Genomic DNA, 14,465 nt, shown 5'->3' on the forward strand with positions numbered 1-14,465 from the left:
TCCACGCTCCGACTCAGGCCCTTGATTTTCTGGTGTATTTCGAATCACTTGCCCGACGCGTCGATTCCGCTCCACTCTTTTAACCTTACAAATTGGGTGCCCCGCTTTTTGTGGACGCCCCCGGCCAGCCCCGTTATTCTTACGTCACACTGCCCGTCAGAGGTAAGAGAAGAGCAGCATGGCGGAACGCCCGACCCAATCCTACCGGACCATCGACGCCCGGCCAAACGCGCAAAGCCTGGTGAAGCCGGGCGAGCTGGTGGATCTGGTCGAGGTCACGCCGCTTACGCTGGCAGACCGGCGCATCTACAATCAGCTTCTTGAGAATGCGTGGGACGCGATCGAGAAGCCGGTGACGCATGTGATCTCGAAATCCGATCTGCGTGGGTCGCACAATTCCAATGATAGGGTAGGGGAGTCGGTCGAGCGGCTGATGTCGGCCATCGTCAAGGTGAAGGTCACGCATGAGGGCGAGGATGCCATTGAGCGGGTGCAACTCCTGGGCGGGAACATCGAGACGACGCGGCGCGACGGGGTGCTGGAGTACGAGATCCCGCAGCGGCTGCGCAAGATCATCAAGGACTCGACCGTCTTTGCCCGCCTGCAGCGCGAGGTGATGTTTGCGCTGAGTTCCAAATACGCGCTGACCCTCTACGAGATGATCCAGAAGCGGGGCAACCTGCGCTATCGGTCGTCGGAGAAGTTTGCCCTCGACGATCTGCGGGGCGTGCTGGGGGTGCCGAAGGGTAAGCTGACGTCGTGGTCGAACCTAAAGTTGCGGGCGATCGAGCCGGCGGTGGCCGAGGTGAATATGCTGTCGGACTACGTGGTTGGGATTGAGCCGGTGAAGACCGGGCGGCGGGTGACCCATATCGAGTTGAAGTGGTGGCGCAAGGATGGGGCAGGGACCGTTGAGGCGGAGCGGGAGCTGACCTTTTCCAAGGTTGGTCGCAAGGCGCGCATGACGAACACGAGCGAAGACCTCAAACCCCGGCCTGCGTGGTTGGAGTCAGCAGGCCCTGCGTTGCGCACTGAAACCTACGAGACCGCGCGGCTGCGCTATCCGGGCTACGACATATACCATGTGGAAAAGGAGTGGCGCGCCTGGGCCGCGTCGAAGGAGCCGCCGCGCGATGCGGACCGCGCCTACCTCGCTTTTTTCCGGAGCTTTGCGGAAAACAACCCGCTGCGCTAGCGTATCCCCATGAACTCCGTCCGTTTCCGTCTGTTGATCCTGGCCCTCGCGCCGATGGTCGTGCTGATGCCGCTGCTGCTGTTTCTCGGCATGACGCGTTGGACGGCGGATTATGACGAGGTGCTGATCGCGAATGTGGAAAGCGACCTGCGGATTGCCGAACAGTACCTCTCGCGCCTCATGGTACAGACCGGGGACGAGTTGCAGGCGGTGGCCGGGTCGGTGGAGTTCGCGCAGACGCCGCCATCCGGGCGCGATGCGTTCTTTGACGAAAAGCGCGCGGCGCTTGAGTTAGATTTTCTCTATTTCCTGGCGCGCTCTGCAATCACCGAAGAGTGGCCTGTCATTCAGAGTGCTGCGCAAGGGCGCGGGCAGACCGAGATTGATGTTTTCTCGGCCCAAGATCTGGCGGGGATCTCGCCTGAGCTGGCGGAACAAGCACGTCTGCCGTTGATTGATACAGAGGCGGCGCTGCCGACCGACCGTCTGGTCGAGGATCGGGGGATGGTCATCCATTCCGCCACCCCGGTCACATTGCCGGGACGGGATGGGGTGCTGGTTGGGGGCATCCTGCTGAACCGGAACCTGAGCTTTATCGATACCATCAATGCGCTTGTTTATCAGGACGGATCCACTGGAGGCTTGCGGCAGGGCACAGCGACGCTGTTTCTGGAGGATGTGCGCGTGTCCACGAACGTGCGTCTGTTCGAAGACGTGCGTGCCCTTGGTACCCGCGTGTCGGCTGCGGTGCGCGGCAAGGTGCTGGGTGAGGGGCGCACGTGGCTCGACCGGGCCTTTGTGGTGAACGACTGGTATATCTCCGGCTATCTGCCGCTGACCGACAGCTTTGGTCAGTATGTCGGGATGCTTTATGTCGGGGTGCTGGAAGAGCCGTTTACCATCGCAAAGCGCAATGCGTTTCTCGTCATTCTTGCTGCTTTTGTTGCGGTGCTGCTTCTGTCGGCGCCGGTGTTCCTGCGGCTGGCGAAGGGGATTTTTGCCCCGCTTGAACGGATGACCCACACGATGTTTCTGGTGCGCCGTGGCAACCTGTCGGCACGGAATGGGCAGGGCGGTGGCACGGGCGAGATTGGGGAAGTGGCAGGCCACCTCGATGATCTGCTCGACCAGGTGCAGGAACGGGATGAAGAGTTGAACGTGCGCGTGGCGCAGCGAACGGCGGAGTTGCAGAGCGCGAATGAAAAGCTGGAAGAGACGTTCCGGCAGTTGGTTATGAGCGAAAAGCTGGCCTCCATCGGAGAGATCACGGCAGGCGTTGCACATGAGATCAACAATCCGGTCGCCGTCATTCAGGGCAATGTCGATGTGATCCGCGAGACGCTGGGCGACGGCAGTTATGCGATCCGGACCGAGTTGGGTCTGGTCGACCGGCAGGTGGCGCGTATCCAGACCATTGTGGGTAAGCTGCTACAATTCGCGCGTCCGGGTGAGTTTGCGGATGTGGAACACAGTGTGCCGGTAGGACCGGTGATTTCGGATTGCCTGGTGCTGGTTAATCACGTGATTTCGCAGACTGAGATTGAGGTCGTGACGGAGCTGAACGCGCTGAACGACGTGCGGATTGATCCTGGCGAGATGCAGCAGGTCCTGATCAACCTGATCATGAATGCGGTGCAGGCGATGGCGGGGCAGGGGACTTTGTCCATCGTGGCTGATGATGCCGCGCAGGATGGGGTGCAGGGCGTGCGCGTGGCGGTGTCGGATACTGGCCCAGGCATTGCGCCGGAGCGGGTCGATGATGTCTTTGCCCCGTTCTACACGACCAAGCAGGCGGAGGGGACCGGGCTGGGCCTGTCGATTTCCCAAACCCTGATCCAGCGTGCTGGGGGGCTTATCCGGGCGCGGAACCGTGATGTCGGCGGTGCCTGTTTTGAGCTGTGGTTGCCTGCGGCGGAGCCGGGTGAGGCGCGGCTGATGGGCAGCGCCTGACGCGCGACTCATCGCGGCGCAAACTACGTGATTCTGGGTATGAGGCGTGCCTGTCAGATCAGATTGACAATTTGTCACAGGGCAGGGGTCAGAACTGTTGTTCGCTAACAGTATGCAAATGGATACCGTTCCCGTTTTGCGGGAAATTGCTAGAGTGCAGAAAACCTTGGAAAAAATGAGACGAATATAAGAAAATTTACAAGCCATCTGCCATTATAGATCAAAAATTTACAAAAAAATCCAACAACACCAGCAGGCAAAGCACGATTTTACAGAAACGTGTATGGTGATCCTCAACAGGCGCATATCAAAACGCCCCGGGTGACGAAGCCGATGCAAAGCGGATCCGAGCCCAAACCGGAGGAGAACCCATGAATATTCAAAGCACGCCGAATGCGGCCACTTTCCCCCCGTCGGAAGAGGTTAAGGCCCGCGCGCATCTGGATGCTGACGGCTATGCCAAGATGTACGCCGCGTCCGTCGCTGACCCCGAAGCGTTCTGGGGCGAGCAGGGCAAGCGGCTTGACTGGATCAAGCCCTATACCAAGGTGAAGAACACCTCGTTCGAGCCGGGCAATATCGACATTCGCTGGTTTGAGGATGGCACACTGAACGTGTCGGCCAACTGCATCGACCGGCATCTGGAAACACGTGGCGATCAGACGGCCATCATCTGGGAACCGGATGACACGTCGAAGGTCGAACCGAAACATATCACTTACCGCGAACTTCACAGCTCTGTTTGCAAGATGGCAAACATCCTGGAAGAGCTGGGCGTTCGCAAAGGCGACCGGGTTATCATTTACCTCCCAATGATCCCGGAAGCCGCTTATGCGATGCTGGCCTGTGCCCGCATCGGTGCCATCCACTCCATCGTGTTTGCCGGCTTCTCCCCGGACGCGCTTGGGGCGCGGATCAACGGGTGTGACGCCAAGGTCGTCATCACCGCTGATTACGCGCCCCGAGGCGGACGGGAGACACCCCTGAAGTCGAACACGGATGCAGCGCTGCTGCATTGCAAGGACAGCGTGAAATGCCTGGTGGTGAAGCGGACGGGCGGTCAGACGACGTGGACCGACCGCGACTATGATTACAACGAGATGGCGCTGGAAGCGTCGGACTATGCAGCGCCCGCCGAGATGGGTGCCGAGGATCCGTTGTTCATTCTGTATACGTCCGGCTCGACCGGTCAGCCGAAGGGTGTTGTGCACACGACCGGCGGCTACCTGACCTATGCGGCGCTGACCCATCAGTACACGTTCGACTATCACGAGGGGGATGTGTTCTGGTGTACCGCCGACGTGGGCTGGGTGACCGGCCACAGCTACATCGTCTATGGCCCGCTGGCCAATGGTGCAACGACCATCATGTTCGAGGGCGTGCCAACCTTCCCCGATGCGGGCCGCTTCTGGGACGTGTGTGAGCGTCATAAGGTGACGCAGTTCTACACCGCGCCGACCGCGATCCGTGCGCTGATGGGTGCGGGCAACGAATGGGTTGAGAAGTACGATCTGTCGTCCTTGCGCCTGCTCGGTTCGGTTGGTGAGCCTATCAACCCCGAGGCCTGGACCTGGTACCATGAAGTGGTTGGTAAGGGTGCTTGCCCGATTGTCGATACGTTCTGGCAGACCGAAACCGGTGGGCACATGCTGACCCCACTCCCGGGGGCCACAGACCTGAAGCCTGGCTCGGCGCAGCAGCCGTTCTTTGGCGTGCAGCCGGTTGTGCTGGACCCGCAAAGTGGGATCGAACTGGATGGCAACGGGATCGAAGGGGTCCTGTGCATCAAGGACAGCTGGCCCGGTCAGATGCGTACCGTTTGGGGTGACCATGAGCGGTTCGAAAAGACCTATTTCGGGGACTACAAAGGTTACTATTTCTCCGGCGATGGCTGCCGTCGGGACGAGGATGGCGATTACTGGATCACCGGTCGCGTCGATGACGTGATCAACGTGTCCGGTCACCGGATGGGGACGGCCGAGGTGGAAAGCGCCTTGGTCGCACATGCCAAGGTCGCGGAAAGCGCGGTCGTGGGCTATCCGCACGATGTCAAAGGGCAAGGTATCTACGCCTATGTCACGCTGATGAACGGCGAAGAGCCCAGCGACGCGCTGCGCAAGGAGCTGGAAACCTGGGTCCGGACCGAGATTGGCCCGATTGCTAAGCCCGACCTGATCCAGTGGGCGCCCGGCCTGCCCAAGACACGCTCGGGCAAGATCATGCGCCGTATCCTGCGCAAGATTGCTGAAGATGATTTTGGCTCGCTCGGGGATACCTCGACCCTGGCCGATCCGTCTGTGGTCGATGACCTGATCGAGAACCGTATGAACCGGAGCGACGACTGATGGACGGAGCGACGGTAGATACGCAAACGCGGCCCGTGAACGTGATCCTGCTTGGCCCTCCGGGGGCAGGCAAGGGGACACAGGCGCAGCGGTTGGTCGACACGCACGGCATGGTGCAGCTGTCGACGGGCGACATGCTGCGCGCGGCCAAAGACAGCGGCACCGAGATGGGCAACCGTGTGGCCGAGGTTATGGCGCGCGGTGAGTTGGTTACGGACGAGATCGTTATCGGGTTGATCGAAGAGAAGCTGATGGGTGGCGATGCCGCGGGCTTCATCTTTGACGGTTTCCCGCGGACCCTGGCGCAAGCCGATGCGCTGGGTGCGCTGCTTGAGAAGACGGGGCACCGGCTGGATGCTGTCATCGCGCTTGAGGTCGATGACGAGATCCTGGTGAACCGGATCGTGGGCCGTGCGGAAGATGCACGCGCTGCGGGCCAGCCGGTACGGGCTGACGACAATGCCGAAAGCCTGAAGCTGCGGTTGACGGAATACTACAAAAAGACAGCGCCGCTGCTTGGCTATTTCCATGCCAAGGGCGTGCTGCAGTCCATCGACGCGATGGGAGAGATCGACGCGATTGCGGAGACCCTGTCGGCGATGGTGAAGGACGCCGCCACCTGACGATCGGCGTGTCCTGACAGAGTTTCACGCGACACGTGTTTTGTCGCGCCCGACCCTTGTGTGCGTGAGGGGCGGGGTGGTCCCGGCGTGCCCGGGGCCGCGTATAGGCACCCATGATCTGCATCAACACATGTCGGATCAAGCGTGCGCAAACTGGAGGAAACACGCAGTGCCCGGCCTGGCCGGAGCACTTGCACCGACCGATGGGGCCCTATGCGGCCCTGCATTGGAAACCAAAGGAGGAGCCGCCATGGCGGAAGAAACCACAAACATTGCCCGAGCGTCCGAAACGGACAAGGGCTACTGGGCGGCCAACGTCCGCATGATCCTGATTTCACTGGTCATTTGGGCGCTTGTGTCCTTTGGCTTTGGCATCATCCTGCGTCCGCTTCTCAGCGGCATCGAGGTCGGCGGGACCGACCTGGGCTTTTGGTTCGCACAACAGGGATCGATCCTCGTCTTTCTGGCGCTGATCTTTTTCTACGCCTGGCGGATGAACAAGCTCGATAAGCAATACGGCGTGGACGAGGAGTAATCGCCATGGATCAGTTTACACTTAACCTGCTGTTTGTCGGCGCATCGTTCGCGCTGTACATCGGCATCGCTGTCTGGGCCCGCGCGGGTTCGACAAGCGAGTTCTACGCTGCCGGTCGCGGCGTGCACCCAGTTACCAACGGCATGGCCACGGCGGCGGATTGGATGTCGGCGGCGTCCTTCATTTCGATGGCGGGTCTGATTGCCTTTACCGGCTATGACAACTCGTCCTTCCTGATGGGTTGGACGGGTGGCTACGTGCTCCTCGCGCTGCTCCTCGCCCCTTACCTGCGCAAGTTTGGCAAGTTCACGGTGTCCGAGTTCATCGGCGATCGGTTCTACAGCTCGACCGCGCGTCTAGTGGCCGTGATCTGCCTGCTGGTGGCTTCGATCACTTACGTGATCGGTCAAATGCAGGGTGTTGGCATCGCCTTTGGTCGCTTCCTTGAGATCGACACGACCTGGGGTCTGTTGATTGGTGCCTGTGTGGTGTTTGCCTATGCCGTGTTCGGCGGCATGAAGGGCGTGACCTACACCCAGGTGGCGCAATACTGCGTGCTGATCACCGCCTACACCATTCCGGCGGTCTTCATCTCGTTGCAACTGACGGGCAACCCGATCCCTGCGCTGGGTCTGTTTGGTTCGACCGAAAGCGGTGAGCCGCTGCTGGCGAAGCTGGACCAGATCGTGACCGACCTTGGCTTTGCTGAGTATACGGCAGCGCATGGGTCTACCCTGAACATGGTGCTTTTCACCCTGTCGCTGATGATCGGTACAGCGGGTCTGCCCCACGTCATCATGCGCTTCTTTACGGTGCCCAAGGTGTCTGACGCCCGCTGGTCTGCCGGTTGGACGCTGGTGTTCATCGCTCTGTTGTACCTGACGGCCCCTGCCGTTGGTGCCATGGCTCGTCTGAACATCTCGGAGCTGATGTGGCCCAATGGGACCGCAGGTGAGGCCGTGACGGTCGAAGCCATTGAAAACGATCCGGAATATGCATGGATGGCGACGTGGCAGAAGACCGGTCTTCTGGATTGGGAAGACAAGAACGGCGACGGCAAAATCCAGTACTACAACGACGCGAATGCCGAGTTGCAGGAACGTGCTGCGGCCAACGGCTGGGAAGGCAATGAGCTGACCAACTTCAACCGCGACATCCTTGTGCTGGCCAACCCCGAGATTGCGTCCCTTCCGGGCTGGGTGATCGGCCTTGTGGCGGCAGGTGGTCTTGCGGCGGCCTTGTCCACGGCGGCGGGTCTGCTCTTGGCGATCTCGTCGGCGGTGAGCCACGACTTGCTGAAGGGTCAGCTGACGCCGAACATGTCCGAGAAGTCAGAGCTGCTTGCGGCCCGGATTTCGATGGCGGCGGCGATTGTTGTGGCTGTGCTCTTGGGTCTGAACCCGCCGGGCTTTGCCGCCCAGACGGTGGCGCTGGCCTTTGGTCTGGCTGCGGCCTCGATCTTCCCTGCGCTGATGATGGGCATCTTCTCGACCCGCATCAACAATGTGGGCGCGGTTGCGGGTATGCTGGCCGGTCTGGTTGTGACCTTGCTGTACATCTTCCTGCACAAAGGCTGGTTCTTTATCCCGGACACCAATTCGTTCACGGATGCTGATCCGCTCTTGGGGCCGATCAAGTCGACATCGTTCGGTGCGATCGGGGCCATGGTCAACTTTGCAGTCGCCTACGTGGTGTCCGGCATGACCAAGGAGACCCCGCAAGAGATCAAGGACCTGGTGGAAAGCGTGCGCATCCCGCGTGGAGCGGGTGCGGCAGCCGCCGACCACTAAGGCCCTTTGGGCGCATCGCAGCCCTCTCTTCCCTGCGATGCGCCTTGAAAATGACGGCCTGTCCGCGATGCTCGTGGGCAGGCCATGTTCTTGACCGGGAGGTAGCTGATGTCGTCGCAGGATCTGACCGTTTTGCCGGTGGACGAGTTGATGACGCGCGATCCGGTCATTTGTGGGCCTGATGCCACCATCCGCGCGGCGGCGGAGTTGATGGCCGGGCGCCGGATTTCATCGGTTTGTATTGTCGATGCACAGGGTTTTCGCGGCATCGTCACGGTGCGCGACATCAATGCAAAGGTGGTTGCCGGGGGGCTGAGCCCGGAAGAGCCCGTGGAGCGGGTGATGACGCCCGCGCCTTTGACGTTACCGCCCGATGCGCTGGGTCTGGATGTGCTGCACATGATGATGGAGCGCCACATCGGTCATGTGCCGATAGTCGATGCTGGGCGGTTGGTGGGCATCGTGACCCAGACCGATTTGACACGCTTTCAGGCGTTGTCTTCGGCAGAGTTGGTGCGATTGGTGGCTGAGGCGCCGGATGTGGCAGCGATGGCTGAGGTGACGGGCCGTATTCCCGGGTTGCTGGCGCAACTGGTCGGGGCGGGCACGCGGCATGATGGGGTGACGCGCCTGATCACGGACATTGCCGATACCGTCACGCGCCGTTTGTTGACCATGGCCGAAGAGGAATTGGGCGCGCCGCCTGTGCCATATCTTTGGCTCGCTTGCGGCAGTCAGGGGCGGCGCGAACAGACCGGGGTGTCGGATCAGGACAACTGTTTGATCCTGTCGGATAAAGTCTCTGACGCGGATATGCCCTACTTTGCCAAGCTGGCGCAGATCGTGAGCGACGGGCTGCACGCCTGTGGCTACGTCTATTGCCCCGGCGACATGATGGCGACGAACCCGCGCTGGTGTCAGCCCTTGTCGAAGTGGCGTGCCTATTTCGAGGGCTGGATCGCCAAGCCAAATCCGGAGGCGCAGATGCTCGCCTCTGTCATGTTTGATCTGCGGGCGATTGGTGGGGATGAGAGCCTGTTTTCCGACCTGCAGGCTGAAACACTGGCGAAGGCGTCGGGCAACTCGATTTTCGTCGCACACATAGTGTCGAATTCGCTGAAGCATGCGCCGCCGCTGGGTCTGTTTAACCGGTTGCCGCGCACGCCGCTGGATCTGAAGCACACGGGCGTTGTGCCAGTGGTCGATCTGGGCCGCGTCTATGCCCTGCAGGGGCAGGCGACGGCGGTGAACACGCGCGCGCGGTTGGAGGCGGCGCTGGAGACCGGCGCGATGTCGTCCAGTGGTGGGGCGGATTTGATTGACGCCTATGATATGATCGCCACCACGCGGCTGCGGCGGCAGGCGCGGCAGATCAGGGAGGGCGAGGCGCCGGGCAATATGCTGCCGCCGGACGTCTTGTCGGGGTTTGAGCGCAGCCATTTGCGGGAGGCGTTTGTCATCGTCAAAACCATGCAATCCGCACTGGGGACGGGCAAGGGAGCACTGGGGTAGGCCATGTTTGTGGAATTGATTGCGACGGTTTTCGCAGGCATCGGCGCCGCGGGTCTGGTTATGGTGTTGAACCTGATGACCGGGCGGCGCTTGCCCAAGTGGCTGATGCCTGTGGCGGCGGGGGCCGGGATGATCGGCATGACCATCTCGAACGAATACACGTGGTTCGGGCGCACCGCTGAGCGACTGCCGGAGGGGGTCGAGATTGCCATGACCGTGGATGAGCAAAGCTGGTTTCGGCCCTGGACGCAAGTGGCGCCCTACACCAAGCGCTTTGTCGCGGTGGATGTCGCCAACCTGCGCCGGAACGAGGCGCAGCCGGATCAGCGTATGGTGGATCTGTACTTCTTTGGCCGCTGGTCGCCGGTGAACCAGACGCCGATGCTGCTGGACTGTGCCGGGGCGCAGTCCGCTGTGCTGATCGACGGGGCGGAGTTTGCTGCCGATGGCAGTGTCAGCGATGCCGATTGGCAGGCGATGCCGGGTGACGATCCGATCCTGAGCATGGTATGCGAGGCGTGAGATGCTGACCCGCCTGTCCCTGCGCCTGCGCATCTTCCTGTTCTTTTGCCTGATGGCGGCGGGTGGCGCGGCGCTGGCGGCGGGGGCGCTTTACTTTGGCTGGGCACGGGGTGAGGGCGCGCTGCCGGGTGGGCCGTTTGTCACCGCCTTTGTTCTCTTTGCGTTTCTCAACACCGGTCTGGCGGCAGTGGTCTGGTTGCTCTTTGACGAGAACGTGGCCAAGCCCATCAATGCGCTTGCGGCAGAGCTGCGCCTGCGCGCCCATTCCGGTGTTGCGCGTGAGGTGGATGCCGACGTGGCGCGGTATCTGGGTGACCTGGCCCCCGCTGCGCAAGCGGTTTCCGAGGTGTTGAGCTCGAGCGTGATGGACAGCGCAACGGAGGTGGCCCACAAGACCGCGCGCCTGCAGGCCGAGGCGGAGAGGCTGACCGCGCTTCTCACCGAAATCCCGGTGGCTACGATTATGGTGAACGAGCGGATGGGCATTGTCCTTTATGACGGGCAAGCGGCAGAGATCCTGGCTGGTATTGCGCCACCGCGGCTGAAGGCGCCTTTGGTGGATTACTTCTATGCTGCCGATCTGGGCCGCGCGAAGTCGACCATGAACCAGACCGGCACCGAGGTGGTCTTTGACTTGCGGGACAAGGATGCGACGACCACCTTTGCCGCCAAGTTCAAGCCGCTGGATGGGGCGGGCTTCATGCTGCTGATCGAGATGCCGGAGGAGCCGATGTCGCCGGAGGCGGCGCGGCCGCTGGTCTATGATTTCGATCTGTTGAATGCTGGCGATGCAGAGGATTTGCAGGACACGACCCTGTCCGAGTTGTGTTTCGTGGCCTTCGATTCCGAGACGACGGGCTTGTCCACGGCAGATGATGACGTGGTGCAGCTGGGCGCGGTGCGTGTCTTGAATGGCCGTATTGTCGAGGGTGAGGTGCTGGAAAGCTATGTGGACCCGGGTCGTCCGATCCCAACTGCCTCGACCGCTGTGCATCATGTGTCGGATGCGGATGTGGCGGGCGCGCCGGACTTTGCGACAGCCGGGCGGGCATTGCACGGGTTTTGTCAGGATGCCGTTCTGGTGGCGCATAATGCGCCCTTTGACATCGCCTTTCTGCGTCGCGGGGCAGGGGCGATGGGGGTGGAGTGGGACCATCCGGTGCTGGACACGGTGCTGTTGTCAGCGATTGTCTTTGGCACGACGGAAGAGCATACGCTCGACGCGCTCTGTGATCGGCTCGACATCTCCATTCCCCCCGACCAGCGGCATACCGCCCTGGGTGACGCGCAAGTGACGGCGGAGGCGCTGGTGCGGTTGATCCCGCTTCTGGAGGGTAGGGGGCTGCGGACGCTTCGGGATGTGATTGCAGAGAGCAAGAAGCACGGGCGGCTTTTGCAGGATCTGAACTGACTTGCATGGATCGGGTGCGTGCCCATATACTACCCAGTAGCAATGGGAGCGTGTGATGTCCGTTAAAGCCTCAGTCTCGATCACGGATCAACAGGATGAGTTTGCCCGCCAACTGGTGGCCGATGGGCAGTATGCCAGCCTGAGCGCGGTGGTACAGCGCGGGTTGGAGCTGGTGCGGACCGAGGAGGAACGCGAGCGAGCGGAGCTGGCAGCCTTGCAGGCCTTCTTTGCCGAGCGGGCCGAGGGGCCGTTTGTGACCGCAGAGGACGGGCGCCGCCGGACCGAAGACATGATTGCGGCCAAGTCTCTTGCCCACGGGCTATAGGGTTCTGCGCAGTGCAGCCTGCGACGCAGATATCGAGATTATCTTTGACCACCTGTTCCAGTCGTATCGGGACCTGGGCGATCCGCTGCAGGATGCGTTGAACCGTGCTGCGGCGCGGGTGCGCGGGATCGAGGATGCACTGGCGACCTTGGGTGATTTGCCATTTCAGGGGACGCTTGCGCCGCAGATCATGGACGGGCTGCGGCATGTGACCAGAGATAAGGCGGTGTTCTACTTTATCTCGGATGAAGTGCGTGGCGAGGTGCGGGTGCTAGGTGTGTTTTTCGGCGGTCAAGACCACCGGCGGCATATCTTGCGGCGCATTATGGAAAGCGACGGGTAATTTGATTTATATAAAATTAGTCAGTAATATTGACTTAAAAGACGTGTTGTTCTTCCCATAGTTCAATCTGTTCTAGGGTCAGGACTTCGGTAAGACGCGCCATCTGCGCATCCGTTAACCAGAAAAGATCTGATATATTCACCGCTCGTTTTTGCAGCGGTGAATCACGCAGCACGTCGGAAATCAATGGGTGCCGACTCTAAGTATGTCCAAGGCGCATTCAACTTCATGACTGATAAATTGGTGAGCTTTTCTACCAGCTGTCTCCGCTTCAACATTCTTGCAAAACCAGAACGCTAGGAAATATCTAGCGAGATGGCGTGAAAGGCCATTCCGCCGACGTCCTGGATGCATATAACTTCGTACATCGCCTAAAGACACTGAGCGGTCTCACGCCTTACGAATACATCTGCAGAATCTGGACTTCTGAGCTAGAGCGATTCATCTTAGATCCGATCCACCAGATGCCGGGACTGAACACCTACAGCCAACCTGGTTATAGCCGCATCTATTTGCCTGTCTTCATACGATCGACCAGTACTGAAAAACTCGTAACAAATACGAGTGAGAAGCCCAGTCCCAGCAAGCCAACAAAGGAAAACGCCAGTATGGTCCCGACAAACGGCAGCGCTTCTTGCAAAATCGCTAGCCAGCCAAGCTCATCAATTAAGCTGATGAAGTCATCGCCAATTGGCACAAAACGTTCTAGCCAAACGAGGGCTGGGAACGTCACCATAATCAGCACAACAAGGACCCAACTCGGTAGCGTATCAAAACCTTTTTTCATGACGTCCTCTTGGAACTCCAACGAATGTGGGGGTAACCATGGCTGAAGACTGCCGCACCGCAGCGGCATGTTTCACGGCTTACCGATGTATATGTTCACTTTATGTTCCGGCGTGGATTTGACAAGGCTTAACCTCCAGCAGCTCTCAGATTGCAGATACGCGATGGCCATCTCCCGCTTCATAGCAGCGCCTGGAGGAGCCTGATGAATACATCCTTTCCAAAACGACGACGTTTCTTTCCGGCCACTGCCTTGCCACTGATCATCACATCCTCTCGGATGGCAAATGAAAAAGAGCGTCCTACTCGACCAAACCGGCGACGAAGCCGTGCCTCCCAGCACGGCCGTTCAGCGCCTTCTGCTGGCACCGACAGAGCACCCGGTTGCAACCTTGCCAGACCAAGAGCCTGATACCACCGTTGTCACGATCCAAAACGGCGGCCCCCAAGCGGCCTCCCCTGCCCTGCCAATCGGACAGCAGACGGTTTCGCAGAACGAGCGCAATCAACAACTGCGGGCCCAGCCGTCTCAAGAACAAACGCAAGTTGGGGATTTCCCAATCATCGGGGCGAGCCGCCAATTGGCCATGCTGGTCGCCCGCTATGCGCGGGCATTGGCCTGCATAGAATGGCGTGACATGGAGCGGCTGATGGCGGAGGTTTTCGAGAGTTTGGGTTTTGCTGCCGCGCTGACACCTCCCTCCAAGATGGGGGCAAGGACGTCATTGTAACATGCGAAGTCAAAGGGCAAATGGCCACATACTTCGTTGAGGTCAAACATTGGCGATCGGCAACAAAGGTCGGCTCAGATGCCGTACAAGATCTTTTGAATGTAGTCGTCGCGGAGAAGGTCGCCGGATGTCTTTTTCTATCGACCTATGGATTTATTGCGAACGCTTTTGAACAACTAACAGTGGTTGGCCGCCAACGTGTTTGGTTTGGCGATCAAGATAAGATCGCGTCTCTGTGTAAAACGTACGTAAAAGCGAAGTCTGGTGTTTGGTCACCGCCTGAGGATCTTTCAGAGCTTGTGAGGGATTAACGCTAAAGCCCAGCCGCTTTAGTCAAATTCACCCGGAACCGATCCCGACGGCGTTGGTAGGAGCGCGTCATTTCAGGGGAAGCGTG

The 14,465-nt window shown here is 60.1% G+C and carries 13 protein-coding genes and 1 pseudogene; 13 read left to right on the top strand and 1 reads right to left on the bottom strand.

The window, feature by feature from the left end; all coding sequences use genetic code 11:
- The first annotated feature begins 178 nt into the window (after nucleotides 1–178).
- From RA29_RS20555 to RA29_RS23040, 12 genes and pseudogenes are all read left to right on the top strand, one after another.
- A complete protein-coding gene (locus RA29_RS20555) occupies nucleotides 179–1,195 on the top strand; it encodes a replication initiation protein (protein WP_039689610.1) in 1,017 nt (338 codons plus the stop codon).
- 9 nt (nucleotides 1,196–1,204) lie between these two features.
- A complete protein-coding gene (locus tag RA29_RS20560; protein ID WP_039689612.1) occupies nucleotides 1,205–3,145 on the top strand; it encodes a cache domain-containing protein in 1,941 nt (646 codons plus the stop codon).
- A gap of 371 nt (nucleotides 3,146–3,516) precedes the next feature.
- A complete protein-coding gene (gene acs, locus RA29_RS20565; RefSeq protein ID WP_039689614.1) occupies nucleotides 3,517–5,490 on the top strand; it encodes an acetate--CoA ligase in 1,974 nt (657 codons plus the stop codon).
- A gap of 35 nt (nucleotides 5,491–5,525) precedes the next feature.
- Nucleotides 5,526–6,113 carry an adenylate kinase gene (locus RA29_RS20570; protein ID WP_039689640.1) on the top strand — a complete coding sequence of 196 codons (588 nt, stop codon included), beginning with the start codon at nucleotides 5,526–5,528 and terminating at the stop codon, nucleotides 6,111–6,113.
- Nucleotides 6,114–6,363: 250 nt separating this feature from the next.
- A complete protein-coding gene (locus RA29_RS20575; RefSeq protein WP_039689616.1) occupies nucleotides 6,364–6,648 on the top strand; it encodes a DUF4212 domain-containing protein in 285 nt (94 codons plus the stop codon).
- A 5-nt stretch (nucleotides 6,649–6,653) separates the two neighbouring features.
- A complete protein-coding gene (locus RA29_RS20580) occupies nucleotides 6,654–8,438 on the top strand; it encodes a sodium:solute symporter family protein (protein ID WP_039689618.1) in 1,785 nt (594 codons plus the stop codon).
- 108 nt (nucleotides 8,439–8,546) lie between these two features.
- Nucleotides 8,547–9,950 (top strand): DUF294 nucleotidyltransferase-like domain-containing protein, encoded by a 1,404-nt coding sequence (locus tag RA29_RS20585; RefSeq protein ID WP_052249840.1) that lies wholly within the window; start codon nucleotides 8,547–8,549, stop codon nucleotides 9,948–9,950.
- 3 nt (nucleotides 9,951–9,953) lie between these two features.
- Entirely contained in the window at nucleotides 9,954–10,472 is a 519-nt protein-coding gene (locus tag RA29_RS20590) for a hypothetical protein (RefSeq protein ID WP_039689620.1), read from the top strand.
- A gap of 1 nt (nucleotide 10,473) precedes the next feature.
- Nucleotides 10,474–11,883: a 3'-5' exonuclease gene (locus RA29_RS20595; protein ID WP_039689622.1), complete on the top strand. Its 1,410-nt coding sequence runs from the start codon at nucleotides 10,474–10,476 to the stop codon at nucleotides 11,881–11,883.
- A gap of 55 nt (nucleotides 11,884–11,938) precedes the next feature.
- On the top strand, nucleotides 11,939–12,208 hold the full coding sequence (locus tag RA29_RS20600; RefSeq protein ID WP_039689624.1) for a type II toxin-antitoxin system ParD family antitoxin: 270 nt from the start codon (nucleotides 11,939–11,941) through the stop codon (nucleotides 12,206–12,208).
- The gene (locus tag RA29_RS20605; protein WP_052249841.1) at nucleotides 12,192–12,551 is read left to right on the top strand and encodes a type II toxin-antitoxin system RelE/ParE family toxin; all 360 of its coding nucleotides are present in this window, start codon (nucleotides 12,192–12,194) and stop codon (nucleotides 12,549–12,551) included. Before RA29_RS20600 ends, RA29_RS20605 begins: the two co-directional genes overlap by 17 nt.
- A 344-nt stretch (nucleotides 12,552–12,895) precedes the next feature.
- Nucleotides 12,896–13,033 (top strand): annotated as a pseudogene (locus RA29_RS23040) (IS481 family transposase); the annotation flags it as partial.
- A gap of 26 nt (nucleotides 13,034–13,059) precedes the next feature.
- Here the strand turns inward: RA29_RS23040 and RA29_RS23350 are convergent.
- Entirely contained in the window at nucleotides 13,060–13,338 is a 279-nt protein-coding gene (locus tag RA29_RS23350) for a hypothetical protein (protein ID WP_193743601.1), read from the bottom strand.
- Nucleotides 13,339–13,624: 286 nt separating this feature from the next.
- Here RA29_RS23350 and RA29_RS23485 point away from each other — a divergent pair, with 286 nt between their 5' ends.
- A complete protein-coding gene (locus RA29_RS23485) occupies nucleotides 13,625–14,068 on the top strand; it encodes a hypothetical protein (protein WP_052249842.1) in 444 nt (147 codons plus the stop codon).
- The last annotated feature ends 397 nt before the right edge of the window (nucleotides 14,069–14,465 follow it).

The organism is Tateyamaria sp. ANG-S1, assembly GCF_000814025.1.
Lineage (GTDB): Bacteria > Pseudomonadota > Alphaproteobacteria > Rhodobacterales > Rhodobacteraceae > Tateyamaria.